Here is a 14,336-nt window from a genome sequence, read left to right as displayed (position 1 = left end):
CGCCTACAGGGCGAGCGCGGGATCCTGCACGAGTTCCCGTAACTCGCACAGGAACGCCGCCACCTGGGCGCCGTCGGCGACTCGGTGGTCGAACGCGCACGTGAGCGTCATCGTCGGCCGCGCGACCACCTGACCGTCGACGACGACGGCCCTGGGCTTCAGCGCGCCCATCCCGAGGATCGCCGCTTCCGGGTAGTTGATGACCGGCACCCCCTCGTCGAGTCCGAGCGCGCCGAAGTTCGACACCGTGAACGTCGAGCCCTGCAACTCACCGGGTTTCAGCGTGCCCGCGCGCGCCGCGGCGATCAGGCGGGCGATCTCGGCGGAGAGGTCGCGAGTCGACAGCGCCTGCGCGTCGCGAACCACGGGAACCAGCAGGCCGCGCGGCGCTGCGACGCCGACGCCGAGGTGCACCGCGGGGTGCATGTGAACGCGCGCTCCGTCTACGGTGTCGACCCAGGTGGCGTTGAGTGCGCGGTGCCTGCCCAGTGCCACGGCGAGCAGGCGCAGCGTCAGCGAGAACGGGGTGACGTGCTCGGCGCCCCTGTCGCGCAGTCGGTCCCGGAGCGCCAACAGTCGCGTACCGTCCACCTGCACCGAGGCGTGAGCGTCGGGGATCTCGCGCCGCGACTGCGCCATCCGCCTGGCCATCTCCAGCCGGACGCCGCCGACCGGAGCGTCACCGGCATCCGCACCGCTCGCAGCGGCGACGACGTCCGCCCGAGTGACGATGCCGCCGGGCCCGGATCCCGGCGCCACGGCGTCCACGTCGACGTCGAGGTCGGCGGCCAGCTTGCGCACCGGCGGCTTGGCCCGGCCGCGGCGCCGCGACGCGTCGATGGTGTCATCGGCGCCGTATCCGACGAGCACCGGCTTTCGCGCGGGCGCCGCGTCCGTCTCGATCCGCACCAGCACGGAACCGACGCGCAGGGTCTCCCCCGCCGCGCCACCGAGTTCGGTGACGCGCCCCTCGTAGGGACTCGGGATCTCGACCTCCGCCTTGTTGGTCTCCACGGTGCACAGAGGCTGGTTCAGTGCGACCTCGTCGCCCACCGCGACCTGCCACTCGGTGACGGTCGCCTCCTCCAACCCCTCGCCGAGGTCGGGTACCAGGAAATCCTCGACCCTAGTCACGGCTGGCTCATCGCCTTGTCGACGCAGTCGAGCAGTCGGTCGACGCCCGGCAGCCATAACCTCTCCAGCCGGGCGGGCGGGTACGGCGTGTCGAAACCCGTGGCGCGCAACACCGGGGCCTCCAGGTCGTAGAAGCACTCCTCCTGAATGCGCGCCGCGAGTTCGGCGCCGAACCCGAGCGTGCGCGAGCCCTCGTGCATCACCACCGCCCGTCCGGTTCTGCGCACCGAGGCCGCGATGGTGTCGAAGTCCAGCGGATTCAGTGACCGCAGATCGACCACTTCCAGTGCCGCGGAGCATATCTCGGCGGCGCTCAGCGCGGTGCCGACCAGCGAGCCGTACGTGAGCACGGTGACGTCGGAGCCGGGCCGACGGATCACGGCGCGGCCGATGGGCTCAGCGGGATTGGTCGTGTCCACGGGGCCTCGGCTCCAGTAGCGGCGCTTGGGCTCGAGGAAGATCACCGGGTCGCGCTCGGCGATCGCGTAGCGCAGCAGCCAGTACGCATCGGACGGCGTCGACGGCACCACCACCTTCAGCCCGGCGGTGTGCAGCCAGTAGGACTCGGTGGACTCCGAATGGTGTTCCACTGCACCGATTCCCCCGAACGACGGAATGCGGATCGTCACCGGCATGTCGACGTCCCCACGGGTGCGCATCCGATACTTCGCCAGGTGGCTGACGATCTGGTCGAATGCCGGTGCCGCGAAACCGTCGAACTGGATCTCCGGCACCGGTATGAAGCCGCGGATCGCCATGCCGATGGCGATGCCGATGATCGCGGACTCCGCCAACGGGGTGTCGAAGCACCTGGCCTCACCGAACGCGTCGGCCAGGCCCTCGGTCACCCGGAACACGCCGCCGAGACGCGCGACGTCCTCGCCGAACACCAGCACCCGGTCGTCGGCCCGCATCGCGTCGCGCAGCGCACGGTTGACGGCCGTGGCGATCGACAGCTCGGCGACCTCGACCACGGGTTCGACCGGCGGCTCGGGGAAGTCGTCGACGCCGAAGGGACGTTCGATGATCTGCGTCATCTCTCATGCCTCCCTTGCCAATTCGGCCGTCAAATCGTCGCGTTGCCGCGCGAGGTCCGGGGTGATGCGCTGGTAGACGGTGTCGAACACCTCGGCCACGTCGATGTCGGGTTCGTTGATCACCGAGTCGCGCAACTCGGCCCGCATTCGCTGCGCACGGTGCGCGATCCTCTCCTCGACGCGTTCGCTCCACACCTCGGCGCGCTGCAGGTAGGTGCGGAACCGGTCGATGGGATCCCGTGTCCGCCAGTACTCGACCTCGGCGTCGTCGCGGTAGCGCGTCGGATCGTCGGATGTGGTGTGCGGCCCCATCCGGTAGGTCACGGCCTCGATGAACGTCGGCCCGCCGCCCGCCCTGGCCCGAGCGGCGGCGTCCTCCATCACGGCGTAGCACGCGAGCACGTCGTTGCCGTCGACCCGCACCCCCGGCATGCCGTAGCCGACGGCACGATGTGCGAGTGTCGGCCCGGCCTGCTGCTTCGCGACCGGAACCGAGATCGCCCACTGGTTGTTCTGCACGAGGAACACGCACGGCGCGTTGAACACGCTCGCCAGGTTCAGCGCTTCGTGCGCGTCGCCCTCCGAGGTGGCGCCGTCGCCCATGAAGACGACGGTGACGGAGTCCTCGCCGAGACGCTGCGCGGCCATCGCGGCACCGACGCCGTGCAGGCCGTGGGTGCCTATAGGGATCGCGATGGGCGCGACGCACTTCTCGGTGAACCCGAGGCCGCCGTGCCAGCGACCGCGCCACACCGCACCCAACTGCGCCGGGGCGATACCGCGGATCAGGAACGCCCCGAGTTCGCGGTACTGCGGGAACAGCCAGTCGGTCTTGCGCAGGCACCCGGCGGCGCCGATCTGAGCGGCCTCCTGCCCGCGGCACGACGCGAACAGCGCGAGCTCACCCTGACGCTGCAGGTTGATGAACTCGGTGTCGAGCTCGCGGGTCACCACCATCGACTCGTAGAGCCAGGTCAGAGTCTCCGGAGGGAGGTGTCTTCGGAGGCGGCGTTCGGCGGTCGGTGCGCCGTCGGGCGCCACCAGTTGAATAGGCTCGTCGTCGACGCAGAACGGCGTCGAGGTGCGCTGAACCAACCCGGCCATACCGCCTCCTGGGGTCACGGACGACGGGTCGCGCCGTCCGGCGACTGAGGTGCTCAGTACGACGGCGATGGAGCAGGACCTCTGGTGGGAGGTCTGTCCGTCAGCGGCCGGGGTGTGGCGCCAACGCGACGGTGCGCTCTGCCCGCCGGGGTACTGGGGCAACCCCCATTATGCGCTCGAACCGGGCGACGTCTCGGTTCGCCGCGCGGCGGCCATGACGCGTCGGGCCGGTCAGCCGTCCGACGCGGGCGCGAGCGCCACGATGCGCTGGGCGCGCCGCAGCACCGGCATGTCCACCATCTGGCCGTCGAACTGGAACACCCCGCGCTCCGCACGCGCGGCGTCGAGGACCCTGGCGGCCCAGTCGACCTGCTCGGCCGTGGGGGTGTAACCGGCGCGGATGACCGCCACCTGAGTGGGGTGGATCGCGACCTTCGCATCGAAGCCGACCGCGACGGCGTCGTCGGTCTCGGCGCGCAACCCGTCGAGATCCTTGATGTCCAGGTACACCGAGTCGAGCGCCAGGCGTCCGAACGCCTTCGCCGCCAGCAGGCTCTGCGAGCGCACGTGCTTGGCGACGTCGCGGTACCCGCCGTCGGGCCACCGGTTCGCGGTGCCCCCGGTCGCGGCGAACAGGTCCTCGGCACCCCACATGACGGCGTAGGCGTTGTCGACGCGGGCGGTGTCGGCCACCGCGAGCGCACCCAGTGGCGTCTCGACGAGCACGATCACGTCCAGCGGCGCGAGCGACGCGACCTGGTCGACCGTTTCCGTCTTGGCGAGCATGACGGTGGAGTAGGCGGTCGCCTTCAGCGCTTCGAGGTCCAGCGGGTGATCCGGGGTGCCAACGGGATTGACCCGAACGACGGTCTTCGAGGGATCCAGCGGGGTGGTGACGAGCGCCTCGCGCGCCGCCTCGCGGTCCTTCGCCGCGACACCGTCTTCGAGATCGAGGATCACGACGTCGGCCGCCGCGGCGGCCTTGCCGAACCGCTCGGGCCGGTCGGCCGGGCAGAACAGCCAGCCGGGGCCGTTGTTTCCCAACGCCATTACGCTGATTCCCCCTCGGGGCGCTTGCGCACCATGGTCTTTCGCGATGCGGTCGCGACGACGTCCCCGTGCTGATTGCGGCCGACGTGCGAGAAGGTGACGATGCCCTCGCCCGGCCTGCTCTTGGATTCGCGCTTCTCGAAAATCTCGGTCTCGGCGTACAGGGTGTCGCCGTGGAACAGCGGCTTGGGGAACGCGACCTCGCCGAATCCGAGGTTGCCGACGATGGTCCCCTGCGTCAACTGCGCGACGGAGAGTCCGACGAGCGTCGACAGCGTGAACATCGAGTTCACCAGCCGCTGATGGAACGGCGGCAGCGCGTCGGAGAACGCCGCGTCGAGGTGCAGCGCCTGGGTGTTCATCGTCAGCGTGGTGAACAGCACGTTGTCGGCCTCGGTGATGGTGCGGCCCGGCCGGTGCTGGTACAGCACACCCGTTTCGAACTCCTCGAACCAGAGCCCGCGCTGTACGACGATCTTCTTCTCGGTCATCAGAGACCGGCCTCCCGCGCGATCAGCATCAGCTGGACTTCCGTTGTGCCCTCGCCGATCTCGAGGATCTTGCTGTCGCGGTAGTGTCGCGCGACGGGGTACTCGTTCATGAACCCGTAGCCACCGAACACCTGGGTGGCGTCGCGGGCGTTGTCCATCGCGGCCTCGCTGGAGACCAGCTTGGCGACGGCCGCCGCCTTCTTGAACGGCTTACCCGCCAACATGAGTGCGGCCGCGTCGTAGTACGCGGCGCGGGCGGCGTACGCGCGGGCCTCCATTCGGGCGATCTTGAAGGCGATGGCCTGGTACGTGCCGATCGCGGCACCGAACGCCTCGCGCTCCTTGGCGTACTTCACGCACTCGTCGACGCAGCCCTGTGCGGCGCCGACCGACAGCGCGGAGATGGCGATGCGGCCCTCGTCGAGGATGCGCAGGAAGTTCGCGTAGCCGCGCCCCTGCTCGCCCAGCAGGTTCTCCTTCGGCACCCGCACGTCGTCGAAGCTCAGCGGATGGGTGTCGGACGCGTTCCAGCCGACCTTGTCGTACGCCGGCTCGGCGGTGAAACCCTCGGTGGGCACCGGCACCAGAATCGACGAGATCTGCTTGCGGCCGTCGACTTCGCCGGTGACCGCGGTGACGGTGACGAGCTTCGTGATGTCGGTGCCGGAGTTGGTGATGAACTGCTTGGTGCCGTTGATGACCCAGTGGTCGTCGTCGAGTTTGGCGGTGGTCTTCGTGGCGCCCGCGTCGCTACCGCCGCCGGCCTCGGTGAGCCCGAACGCGCCGAGCGCCTTGCCGGACGTCAGCAGCGGCAACCACTCCTGCTTCTGCTCCTCTGTGCCGAAGCGGTACACCGGCATGGCGCCCAGCGATACGCCGGCCTCCAGGGTGATCGCCACGCTCTGGTCGATCTTGCCGAGTTCCTCGAGCGCCAGGCACAGCGCGAAGTAGTCGCCGCCCATGCCGCCGTACTCCTCGGGGAACGGCAGCCCGAACAGACCCATGTCCGCCATCCCCGCGACCACCTCGTAGGGGAACGAGTGCTCGGCGTCGTGTTTGGCGGCTACGGGCGCGACCACGCTCGTCGCGAAATCTCGGACCGTCTTGGCCAGCTGCTCGTAGTGGTCGGGCAGCGTGCCGGTCGACAGAAAATCAGTCATGTCTGGGACTCCTTGCTAGCGGCGATGATTCGGGCCAGCGGTTGACCCACTTTGACCTGGTCGCCTACGGCGACGAGTAGTTCGACGATGCCGTCGACCGGTGCCGACAGCGCGTGCTCCATCTTCATGGCCTCGACGGTGACGACGACGGTGCCCGCGGTCACGGACGCGCCGTCTTCGACGCCGACCGCGACCACCGCGCCCGGCATCGGGCTGACGAGCTCCGCGTCGCCGCTGTGCTCGTCGTCTGGTCGCACCGGCGCTTCGCGAACCTCCTCGACCGCGACGGTCCGGCCCTCGCGTGACAGCCAGACCGGGCCGTCGGCCGCGACGACGTACGCGGTGCGCACGCCGTCCAGCGTCACGACGAGTTCACGACCGTCGAGAGCCGCTGACAGTGATCGGGTTTCACCGTCCTCGACGCGTGCGACGGCGTCGCCGGGCGTGCCCGTGAGGTACACGTGGTCCGTCCGATCGCCCAGGCGCAGCCGGTGCACGGTCGGTGCGTGTTCCCCCATCCGCCAGCCCGACGGCACGGCCCAGGTGTCGTCACCACGCCTCGCCCACCGCGTCAGCCAGAGGTACGCGGCGGCGGCGATGAGCTCGTCGTCTCCCGCGTCGACGCCCGGATAGTCCGGCACCCGCCGGTCCAGCAGCCCGGTGTCGAGGCGGCCCGCGGCGACGTCGGGGTCGGCGAGCAGGAACCGCAGGAAGTCCACGTTGATGGTCACACCCAACACCGCGGTGCCGGCCAGGGCGCGGTCCAGGGCGCGGAGCGCCGCGGGGCGATCGTCGGCGTGGGCGATCACCTTGGCCAGCATCGGGTCGTAGTCGCTGCCGACCACGGTTCCGGCGTAGATGCCCGAATCGACTCTCGCGGTGCTGAATCCCCGGTCGCTGCGCTCCTGCCCGCCGACCCGCGCTTCCAACACATCCAGCACCGTCCCCCCGGTCGGCAGGAAGCCGTTGGCCGGGTCCTCGGCGTAGACGCGCGCCTCGATGGCGTGCCCGGTCAGTGTCACGTCGTCCTGCCGGATGGGCAACGCCTCGCCCGCGGCGATCCGCACCTGCAGTTCGACGAGGTCGACGCCGGTCACCATCTCCGTGACGGGGTGCTCGACCTGCAGTCGCGTGTTCATCTCCATGAAGAAGAACTCGTCGGGGCGGTCGGCGGACACGATGAACTCGACCGTGCCGGCACCCGAGTAGCCGACGCTGCGGGCGGTGTCGCACGCCGCGGCGCCGATGCGCGCTCTGGTCGCGGCGTCGAGCAGCGGTGACGGCGCCTCCTCGATGACCTTCTGATGGCGGCGCTGCAGGCTGCACTCGCGTTCGCCGAAGTGCACGACGTTGCCGTGGCCGTCGGCTACGATCTGGACCTCGATGTGCCTGGGGTTCAACACGAACCGCTCCAGGAACAGGGTGTCGTCGCCGAACGACGCGGCCGCCTCGCGGCGCGCGGACACCAGCGCGGCGGCCAGTTCGCCGGCCTCCCCCACGACGCGCATCCCCTTACCGCCGCCACCCGCCGACGGTTTCACCAGGACGGGGAAGCCCACGTCCGCGACGCCGCCGATCAGGTCGTCGTCGGTGAGTCCCGGTCGCGAGATGCCGGGCACCACGGGCACGCCGAACTCCGAGACCGCGGCCTTGGCTGCGATCTTGTCGCCCATCGTCTGGATGGCGCCAACGGGCGGGCCGATGAAGACCAGCCCCGCCTTATCCAGCGCAGCGGCGAAATCGGAGTTCTCCGAGAGGAAACCGTAGCCGGGGTGGACGGCCTGAGCACCGGTGCGGGCCGCCGCGTCGAGGATCGCGTCGATGGACAGGTAACTCCGTCGCGCGGGCGCCGGGCCGATCCGCACCGCGACGTCGGCCTCGGCGACGTGCCGGGCACCCGCATCCGCGTCGCTGAACACGGCGACCGAGCGGATTCCCATGGCGCGCAACGTCCGGATGACGCGGACGGCGATCTCGCCCCGGTTGGCGATCAGTACGGTATCGAACATGCTCACATCCTGAAGACGCCGTAGGAGACCGGCTCGAGCGGCGCATGAGCCGCCGCCGAGAGCGCCAGTCCCACAACGTTTCTGGTGTCGGTGGGGTCGATCACCCCGTCGTCCCACAGCCGGGCCGTCGAGTAGTAGGGATTGCCCTGATCCTCGTACTGCGCACGGATCGGAGCCTTGAAGGCCTCTTCCTCCTCGGGCGTCATGTCACCGCGCACGGTGGCGAGCACCGACGCGGCCTGTTCCCCGCCCATCACGGAGATGCGCGCGTTCGGCCACATCCACAGGAACCGCGGTGAATACGCGCGCCCGCACATCGAGTAGTTGCCCGCACCGTAGGAGCCGCCGATCACGACGGTGAACTTGGGCACCCGTGCGCACGCCACGGCCGTCACCATCTTGGCGCCGTGCTTGGCGATGCCGCCCGCTTCGTAGTCGCGGCCGACCATGAAGCCGGAGATGTTCTGCAGGAACAGCAGCGGGGTGGAGCGCTTGTCGCACAATTCGATGAAATGCGCGCCCTTCTGGGCGGATTCGCCGAACAGCACGCCGTTGTTGGCGACGATGCCGACGGGATGTCCGTGGATGCGGGCGAACCCGGTGATGAGCGTGTTGCCGTACTCGGCCTTGAACTCGGTGAAGTCGCCACCGTCGACGACGCGTGTGATGACCTCGTGCACGTCGTAGGGCACCCGCGAGTCGACGGGCACCACGTCGTACAACTCGCTCTGGTCGGCGATCGGATCTTTCGTGGGCGCCACCTCCCAGGGCGTTGGCGTGCGGGGCCCGAGCGTGGCGACGATGCGCCGCACGATGCGCAGTGCGTCGCGATCGTCGTGCGCGAGGTGATCGGTGACCCCTGAGACCTTGGAGTGCAGGTCGCCGCCGCCCAGGTCCTCGGCGGTGACGATCTCGCCGGTCGCCGCCTTCACCAGCGGCGGACCGCCGAGGAAGATCGTGCCCTGGTTGCGCACGATGACCGCCTCGTCGCTCATCGCGGGGACGTAGGCGCCGCCGGCGGTGCACGACCCGAGCACGGCGGCGATCTGCGGGATGCCGCGCGCACTGAGGGTGGCCTGGTTGTAGAAGATTCGGCCGAAGTGCTCCCGGTCGGGGAACACCTCGTCCTGGCGAGGCAGGAAGGCGCCGCCCGAGTCCACCAGGTAGATGCAGGGTAGGTGGTTCTGGCTCGCGATCTCCTGTGCCCGAAGGTGTTTCTTCACGGTGATCGGGTAGTAGGTGCCGCCCTTGACGGTCGCGTCGTTGGCGACGATCACGCATTCGCGGCCCGACACCCGGCCGATTCCGGCGATCATGCCCGCGCCGGGGCACTCGTCGTCGTACATCCCGTCGGCGGCCAGCGGCGCGATCTCCAGCAGCGGGCTGCCGGGGTCGAGGAGACCGTCGACGCGGTCGCGGGGCAACAGCTTGCCCCGGCTGACGTGGCGTTCGCGCGCCCGTTCCGAACCGCCGAGAGCGGCGGCCGCCAACTTCGCACGCAGTTGCGCCACCAGTTCGAGGTGCTGTTCGCGATGTGACACCCGCGTAGACAACGTTGACCCGCTTCGGTTGAGTTAATGACGACTAACTGATGGTATGTTAATCACAATTAACCGAGATTGTCACGAACGGGCGGAGGTGTGATGGCGGTCACGCAGTCCGACGCCACCGCGACGCGCCGCAGTCGGGCCAAGTCGGACCGGCGCTCCCAGTTGATCGCCGCGGCCGAGCGACTGGTCGCCGAACGCGGCTACCTCGCGGTCCGGCTCGAGGACATCGGTGCGGCGGTCGGTGTCAGCGGACCGGCTATCTACCGGCACTTCCCCAACAAGGAGGCGCTGCTGGCCGAACTGCTGGTTGGCATCAGCACCCGATTGCTGGCGGGGGCGACGGCCGTGGTGGCGGACGCGGACTCCGCCGCGGCGGCGCTCAACGGCCTCATCGACTTCCATCTGGACTTCGCGTTCGACGAATCCGACCTCATCCGCATCCAGGATCGAGATCTGAGCCATCTGCCCGCCGCAGCGAAGCGTCAGGTGCGCAAAGCGCAACGCCAGTACGTCGAGGTGTGGGTGGACGTGCTGCGGCAGCTGGACGACAGCCGGAGCGAGGCGGACGCCCGGCTGATGGCACACGCCGCCTTCGGACTGCTCAACTCCACGCCGCACGGGCTCAAGCCCGGCACGCCGCCCGAGACGGCTCGGGCGGTGTTGCGGGCGATGACGGTTGCGGCGCTGAGTTCAGCGCGAACCGGCTAATACCAGGCGCGGCGTCCGCCAACCGCGTGGCCGGCACGCCCGAGCAACCAGAACACCGCGCCGATGACGGCCAGGGCCACGCCGACGTACGTCAGCACCGGCACGGCGAACACCACGCCGATGACGATCAGGATGATTCCGATGACGATCATGTTGTCGCTACTCCTTCACTCGTTCACTGATTCGGCGGCGGGATGGCGACATCCGGCCGGCAGTCACTGACCTTCGGATTGATGTCGCCCACCCAGTTGAGGGGCCCGGCGATCACGTTGAGCGCGATGGTCGCCGCAGTGCCGCAGTTGTTCTCACCCGTCGCGAAGTACCCGCGGTCGTACGCCGCGTACGCGCCGATCAGCAACCAGATGAGAACGATGATCCCGAGGATTCCGCCACCACGCACGATCGACCTTCTTTCGTGTTTCGCCAGCAAGGCGTGGGTCGTATTTACCCAGCGGACAATTCAGGTAAACGCGCATCGGCGATCGGGTCCCGGCGAGGCGAATCTCGAGCCGCTGCCACCGGCGGACGCGCAGGTACCCTGCAACCATGAGGTGGGAATGACCGATCCATACCGAGGTGGACCCGGACAGGGTGAGCCGTATCCGTACGGCGCCTCCGGCTACCAGGACCCCGCCTACGGCAACCAGCTGCCCTCCGGTCAGCAGCCGTACCAGCCCGCACAGGTGCCGAACCCCACCCGGCAACTCCCGCCGTACGAGTACGGCTACGACCCCTACGCCACGAACGCGTACGGCACCGGCGCCTACGGTCAGCCGGCCCCGCCGGATGCGCCGCCACCGCCCGACCCCCCGTCGCGCAAGTGGCTGTGGGTGCTCGCGGGGCTGTCGATGGTGACGGTGCTCGGGCTGATCGTCGCCGTCGTGATCATCGACAGTTCGTCACAGCAGACCGTCGTCGCGCCCCCGCCGTCGTTGCAGCCGTCGGAGCCGACGACGACCACCACCACGCGGACGCCCACCACGACGCCGTCCCGGCCGAGGACCACCACGCCGCGACCGACGGAGACGACGCCGAGCGTGCCCGTCGTCCCGCCGACGCCCTCGGGACCCGCGCAGACCGTCGTCTACGACGTCAGCGGCACCGGGCGGGCGATCAGCATCACCTACGTCGACGCCGACGGGATCCTGCAGACCGAGTTCAACGTCATGCTGCCGTGGAGCAAGCAGGTCGAACTGTCCGATCCCGACTCCATGGCGAGCGTCAACATCATCAACTTCGGTCGCGAGATCACCTGCTCGATCACCGTCGGTGACGCGCAGGTGGAGTCAAACACCGGCGCGGGGCTTACCATCTGCGGCGCGCTCCGTTAGCACGGCATTCGGCGGCGTCCGAACCAGCAGCATCGCGATGAGGCCGAGCGCCAGCACGGTGGCGACGCCGCCCATGCCCGCACGGTCGGTGCCGAAGATGCCGATGAACATCGCGAAGAACCACGGAGCCAGCGGCGACGCGGCCCGACCCGTCGTCGTGTAGAGGCCGAAGGCCACGCCCTCCTTGCCCTCGCTGGTCAACCGCAGCATCTGGGTGCGTGCCGAGGACTGGGTGGGACCGACGAACAGACACAGCAGCAGCCCGCAGACCCAGAAGGCGAGCGGCCCGTCGAGCGCGATCATCACGCAGCCGATGACGATGAGTGACGTGAGCGAGCCGACGATGACGGGTTTGGAGCCGATCCGGTCGTCGACCATCCCGCCGATTACGGCGCCGATCGCGGCGACCGTGCACGCGCACGCGCCGAACAGCAGCACGTCCGCCTGCGACACCCCGTACACGGCGACCCCGACGACGGCGCCGAAGGTGAAGATGCCGGTCAGCCCGTCGCGGAAGATCGCACTGGCCACCAGGTAGTAGACGAGGTTGTGGTCGCGCGACCACTGGTCGCGCAACTCCGCCCACAGGTTGCGGTAGGCCCCCACCAGGCCGACCCTGGCGGTGACCTCGACGGGCGACTCGGTGCGGCGGATCACCAGCAGCGGCAGCGCGAAGAGGATGAACCAGGCCGCCGTGAGCAGCATCGCCGCGCGGGCGGGCCAGCCGTTGGCCGACGTGATGCCGAACAGCCCCCGGGTGTCGCCGTCGCCCTGCACCAGGCCGAGGTACACGATCAGCAGCAGTAGCACCGTGCCGGCATAGCCTGCGGCGGAACCGATTCCGGAAATCCGGCCCGACGTCGACGGTGTCGACAACTCCCGCAGCATCGCGTTGTACGGCACGGTGGCGAGGTCGCTGCACGCCGCGGTGCAGGCCAGCAGCACCAGGCCCGGCCACAGATAGGCCGGATCGTTCTGGATCAGGCTCATGGCCGCCGTCAGAACGACCGCAGTGCCGGTGAGCGCCGCCAGCACCGCGCGCCTGCGGTGCGCGACGTCCACCCAGACGCCGGTCGCCGGGGCCAGCAGTGCGACGACGAGACCCGATGCCGTCAGCGCACGGCCGAGCCATTCCGCCGGCGTGGTGCCGCCGGGAGCGCCCTCCCCCACGGATCCGGTCAGGTACACGGAGAAGACGAAGGTGACGACGATGGCGTTCATCCCCGTCGCGCCGGTGTCCCACATCGCCCATGCGACGACGCCGGATCGCCTGGGGCTGGTCATGTCGCCACTGTATTGGTCCCTACCATCGACTCCATGCCCGTACCCGCACCAAGCCCGGATGCCCGCGCCGTCGTCACCGGAGCCTCGCAGAACATCGGCGAAGCGCTGGCCACCGAACTCGCCGCGCGCGGCCACCACCTGATCATCACCGCCCGCCGCGAAGAGGTGCTCACCGGCCTGGCTCAGCGCTTGACCGACCGCTACGGAGTCACCGTCGAGGTGCGCGCCGCCGACCTCGCCGATCCCGAGTCGCGCGGCAGGCTCTGTGACGAGTTGGCGAGCCGCGAGGTGTCGATTCTCTGCGCTAACGCCGGTACCGCGACGTTCGGACCGATCGCCGCGCTGGACCCGCAGGGCGAGAAGGATCAGGTGCAACTCAACGTCCTCGGCGTGCACGACCCGGTGCTCGCGGTGCTGCCCGGCATGGTCGCGCGCAAGTCCGGCGGCATCCTGATCTCCGGCTCGGCGGCGGGCAACTCCCCCATCCCGAACAACGCCACCTACGCCGCGACCAAGGCGTTCGCCAACACGTTCAGCGAGTCGCTGCGCGGCGAGCTCAAGAAGGACGGCATCCACGTCACGCTGCTCGCGCCGGGACCCGTCCGCGAGACGCTGCCCGTCGAGCACGAGCAGTCACTGGTGGAGAAGCTCATCCCGGACTTCCTCTGGATCTCCACGGAGTACACCGCCAAGATCTCGTTGGACGGCCTCGAGAAGAACAAGATGCGCGTGGTTCCCGGCGTCACGTCGAAGGCGATGTCGGTTGCCAGTGGGTACACCCCCCGCGCGATCGTCACCCCCATCGTCGGGGCGGTCTACAAGAAGCTCGGCGGCGACTAGCGCTCGGGCCAGCCCGCCAGCGCGAGGTCGGCCACCGCGTGCAGCTCCTCCCTGGTGGCTCCGCTGCGGGCCTGGATCGAAAGTCCTTGGCAGACAGCGCAGACCCAGCGAGCCAGCAGCACGGTGTCCACACCTGACAGTTCGCCGTCCGCGACCGCGGCGTCGAAGCGTTCGGCCAATCGGTGCGCCGTGGCGTCGCGCAGTTCCGTGAGGCCAGGGGCGTTCCCGACGGTGAGGCAACCGCGGGTGTCCCCGCTGACGGCGTCCGCCGCGCCGTGCATCATCGCGCTGGCGACCTCGCGCGCCGTCGGCTGCTGGAGCGCTCCGACGAGGTATCCGCCGGGGCCTGCGAGATAGCGCTGCGTGGCACGCTCGAACAGGTTCTCCTTGCAACCGAACTCCGCGTAGATGCTGCGGCGGTTCACCCCGGTCGCGGCGCTGACATCCGATATCGACACCCCGTCGAAGCCGCGGTCCCAGAACAGCGTCATCGCCTGTTCCTCGACCTCTCCCGCGTCGAACTCCCGTGGCCGTCCGACTGCCATCGCCCACCTCCTCGACGTCCCGTCGGCCTCCGGGAATTTTCCCGTCGTCGTTCCTCTTGACCTCAACGTACTTAGTAACAACTCGGTTCGTTA

15 protein-coding genes are annotated in these 14,336 nt (G+C 69.3%); 3 read left to right on the top strand and 12 right to left on the bottom strand.

Going from position 1 to position 14,336, the window contains the following annotated elements; genetic code table 11:
* Positions 1–3 precede the first annotated feature (3 nt).
* The 8 genes from NM203_RS14500 to NM203_RS14465 all read right to left on the bottom strand — a co-directional run bounded on the left by NM203_RS14500 (position 4) and on the right by NM203_RS14465 (position 9,538).
* Positions 4–1,134 (bottom strand): dihydrolipoamide acetyltransferase family protein, encoded by a 1,131-nt coding sequence (locus tag NM203_RS14500; protein ID WP_255060685.1) that lies wholly within the window; start codon positions 1,132–1,134, stop codon positions 4–6.
* On the bottom strand, positions 1,131–2,171 hold the full coding sequence (locus NM203_RS14495) for an alpha-ketoacid dehydrogenase subunit beta (protein ID WP_255060684.1): 1,041 nt from the start codon (positions 2,169–2,171) through the stop codon (positions 1,131–1,133). Before NM203_RS14495 ends, NM203_RS14500 begins: the two co-directional genes overlap by 4 nt.
* Positions 2,172–2,174: 3 nt before the next feature.
* Complete coding sequence (pdhA, locus tag NM203_RS14490; RefSeq protein ID WP_255060683.1) at positions 2,175–3,275, bottom strand: pyruvate dehydrogenase (acetyl-transferring) E1 component subunit alpha; 1,101 nt, start codon at positions 3,273–3,275, stop codon at positions 2,175–2,177.
* 231 nt (positions 3,276–3,506) lie between these two features.
* The gene (locus NM203_RS14485; protein WP_255060682.1) at positions 3,507–4,325 is read right to left on the bottom strand and encodes an HpcH/HpaI aldolase/citrate lyase family protein; all 819 of its coding nucleotides are present in this window, start codon (positions 4,323–4,325) and stop codon (positions 3,507–3,509) included.
* On the bottom strand, positions 4,325–4,816 hold the full coding sequence (locus NM203_RS14480) for a MaoC family dehydratase (protein WP_255060681.1): 492 nt from the start codon (positions 4,814–4,816) through the stop codon (positions 4,325–4,327). The genes NM203_RS14485 and NM203_RS14480 overlap by 1 nt, the downstream gene beginning before the upstream one ends.
* Positions 4,816–5,976 carry an acyl-CoA dehydrogenase family protein gene (locus tag NM203_RS14475; protein WP_255060680.1) on the bottom strand — a complete coding sequence of 387 codons (1,161 nt, stop codon included), beginning with the start codon at positions 5,974–5,976 and terminating at the stop codon, positions 4,816–4,818. The genes NM203_RS14480 and NM203_RS14475 overlap by 1 nt, the downstream gene beginning before the upstream one ends.
* Positions 5,973–7,985 (bottom strand): ATP-binding protein, encoded by a 2,013-nt coding sequence (locus NM203_RS14470; protein WP_255060679.1) that lies wholly within the window; start codon positions 7,983–7,985, stop codon positions 5,973–5,975. Before NM203_RS14470 ends, NM203_RS14475 begins: the two co-directional genes overlap by 4 nt.
* 2 nt (positions 7,986–7,987) lie before the next feature.
* The gene (locus NM203_RS14465; RefSeq protein WP_303624611.1) at positions 7,988–9,538 is read right to left on the bottom strand and encodes a carboxyl transferase domain-containing protein; all 1,551 of its coding nucleotides are present in this window, start codon (positions 9,536–9,538) and stop codon (positions 7,988–7,990) included.
* Positions 9,539–9,628: 90 nt separating this feature from the next.
* Between NM203_RS14465 and NM203_RS14460 the strand changes: the two genes are divergently transcribed.
* Positions 9,629–10,243, top strand: coding sequence for an SACE_7040 family transcriptional regulator (locus tag NM203_RS14460; RefSeq protein ID WP_255060678.1), 615 nt, complete (start codon positions 9,629–9,631; stop codon positions 10,241–10,243).
* Here the strand turns inward: NM203_RS14460 and NM203_RS14455 are convergent.
* Both NM203_RS14455 and NM203_RS14450 read right to left on the bottom strand, forming a co-directional pair.
* The gene (locus NM203_RS14455; protein ID WP_255060677.1) at positions 10,240–10,395 is read right to left on the bottom strand and encodes a DUF6131 family protein; all 156 of its coding nucleotides are present in this window, start codon (positions 10,393–10,395) and stop codon (positions 10,240–10,242) included. The genes NM203_RS14460 and NM203_RS14455 overlap by 4 nt on opposite strands.
* A 23-nt stretch (positions 10,396–10,418) precedes the next feature.
* A complete protein-coding gene (locus NM203_RS14450) occupies positions 10,419–10,643 on the bottom strand; it encodes a hypothetical protein (protein ID WP_255060676.1) in 225 nt (74 codons plus the stop codon).
* Between the two features lie 157 nt (positions 10,644–10,800).
* On the opposite strand from NM203_RS14450, the gene NM203_RS14445 reads away from it, so the two are divergent.
* A complete protein-coding gene (locus tag NM203_RS14445) occupies positions 10,801–11,574 on the top strand; it encodes an MmpS family transport accessory protein (protein WP_255060675.1) in 774 nt (257 codons plus the stop codon).
* Here NM203_RS14445 and NM203_RS14440 read toward each other — a convergent pair.
* Positions 11,530–12,858 (bottom strand): MFS transporter, encoded by a 1,329-nt coding sequence (locus NM203_RS14440; RefSeq protein ID WP_255060674.1) that lies wholly within the window; start codon positions 12,856–12,858, stop codon positions 11,530–11,532. The two genes, NM203_RS14445 and NM203_RS14440, sit on opposite strands and share 45 nt — an antisense overlap.
* 33 nt (positions 12,859–12,891) lie before the next feature.
* Here NM203_RS14440 and cmrA point away from each other — a divergent pair, with 33 nt between their 5' ends.
* The gene (gene cmrA, locus NM203_RS14435) at positions 12,892–13,698 is read left to right on the top strand and encodes a mycolate reductase (RefSeq protein WP_255060673.1); all 807 of its coding nucleotides are present in this window, start codon (positions 12,892–12,894) and stop codon (positions 13,696–13,698) included.
* Here the strand turns inward: cmrA and NM203_RS14430 are convergent.
* Positions 13,695–14,243: a TetR/AcrR family transcriptional regulator gene (locus tag NM203_RS14430; protein WP_255060672.1), complete on the bottom strand. Its 549-nt coding sequence runs from the start codon at positions 14,241–14,243 to the stop codon at positions 13,695–13,697. The genes cmrA and NM203_RS14430 overlap by 4 nt on opposite strands.
* Positions 14,244–14,336: the final 93 nt, after the last annotated feature.

It is taken from the genome of Mycolicibacterium arenosum, assembly GCF_024320865.1.
Taxonomy (GTDB): domain Bacteria; phylum Actinomycetota; class Actinomycetes; order Mycobacteriales; family Mycobacteriaceae; genus Mycobacterium; species Mycobacterium arenosum.
The sequence above is the reverse complement of the archived record's forward strand: the minus strand, read 5'-3'. Positions and strand labels throughout refer to the sequence as shown.

What these genes read in the sequence shown, in the direction of transcription:
- NM203_RS14495 (WP_255060684.1), bottom strand. Translation starts at nt 2,171, where the DNA reads ATGACGCAGATCATCGAACGTCCCTTCGGCGTCGACGACTTCCCCGAG.
- pdhA (WP_255060683.1), bottom strand. Translation starts at nt 3,275, where the DNA reads ATGGCCGGGTTGGTTCAGCGCACCTCGACGCCGTTCTGCGTCGACGAC.
- NM203_RS14485 (WP_255060682.1), bottom strand. Translation starts at nt 4,325, where the DNA reads ATGGCGTTGGGAAACAACGGCCCCGGCTGGCTGTTCTGCCCGGCCGAC.
- NM203_RS14480 (WP_255060681.1), bottom strand. Translation starts at nt 4,816, where the DNA reads ATGACCGAGAAGAAGATCGTCGTACAGCGCGGGCTCTGGTTCGAGGAG.
- NM203_RS14475 (WP_255060680.1), bottom strand. Translation starts at nt 5,976, where the DNA reads ATGACTGATTTTCTGTCGACCGGCACGCTGCCCGACCACTACGAGCAG.
- NM203_RS14470 (WP_255060679.1), bottom strand. Translation starts at nt 7,985, where the DNA reads ATGTTCGATACCGTACTGATCGCCAACCGGGGCGAGATCGCCGTCCGC.
- NM203_RS14460 (WP_255060678.1), top strand. Translation starts at nt 9,629, where the DNA reads ATGGCGGTCACGCAGTCCGACGCCACCGCGACGCGCCGCAGTCGGGCC.
- NM203_RS14455 (WP_255060677.1), bottom strand. Translation starts at nt 10,395, where the DNA reads ATGATCGTCATCGGAATCATCCTGATCGTCATCGGCGTGGTGTTCGCC.
- NM203_RS14445 (WP_255060675.1), top strand. Translation starts at nt 10,801, where the DNA reads ATGACCGATCCATACCGAGGTGGACCCGGACAGGGTGAGCCGTATCCG.
- NM203_RS14440 (WP_255060674.1), bottom strand. Translation starts at nt 12,858, where the DNA reads ATGACCAGCCCCAGGCGATCCGGCGTCGTCGCATGGGCGATGTGGGAC.
- cmrA (WP_255060673.1), top strand. Translation starts at nt 12,892, where the DNA reads ATGCCCGTACCCGCACCAAGCCCGGATGCCCGCGCCGTCGTCACCGGA.
- NM203_RS14430 (WP_255060672.1), bottom strand. Translation starts at nt 14,243, where the DNA reads ATGGCAGTCGGACGGCCACGGGAGTTCGACGCGGGAGAGGTCGAGGAA.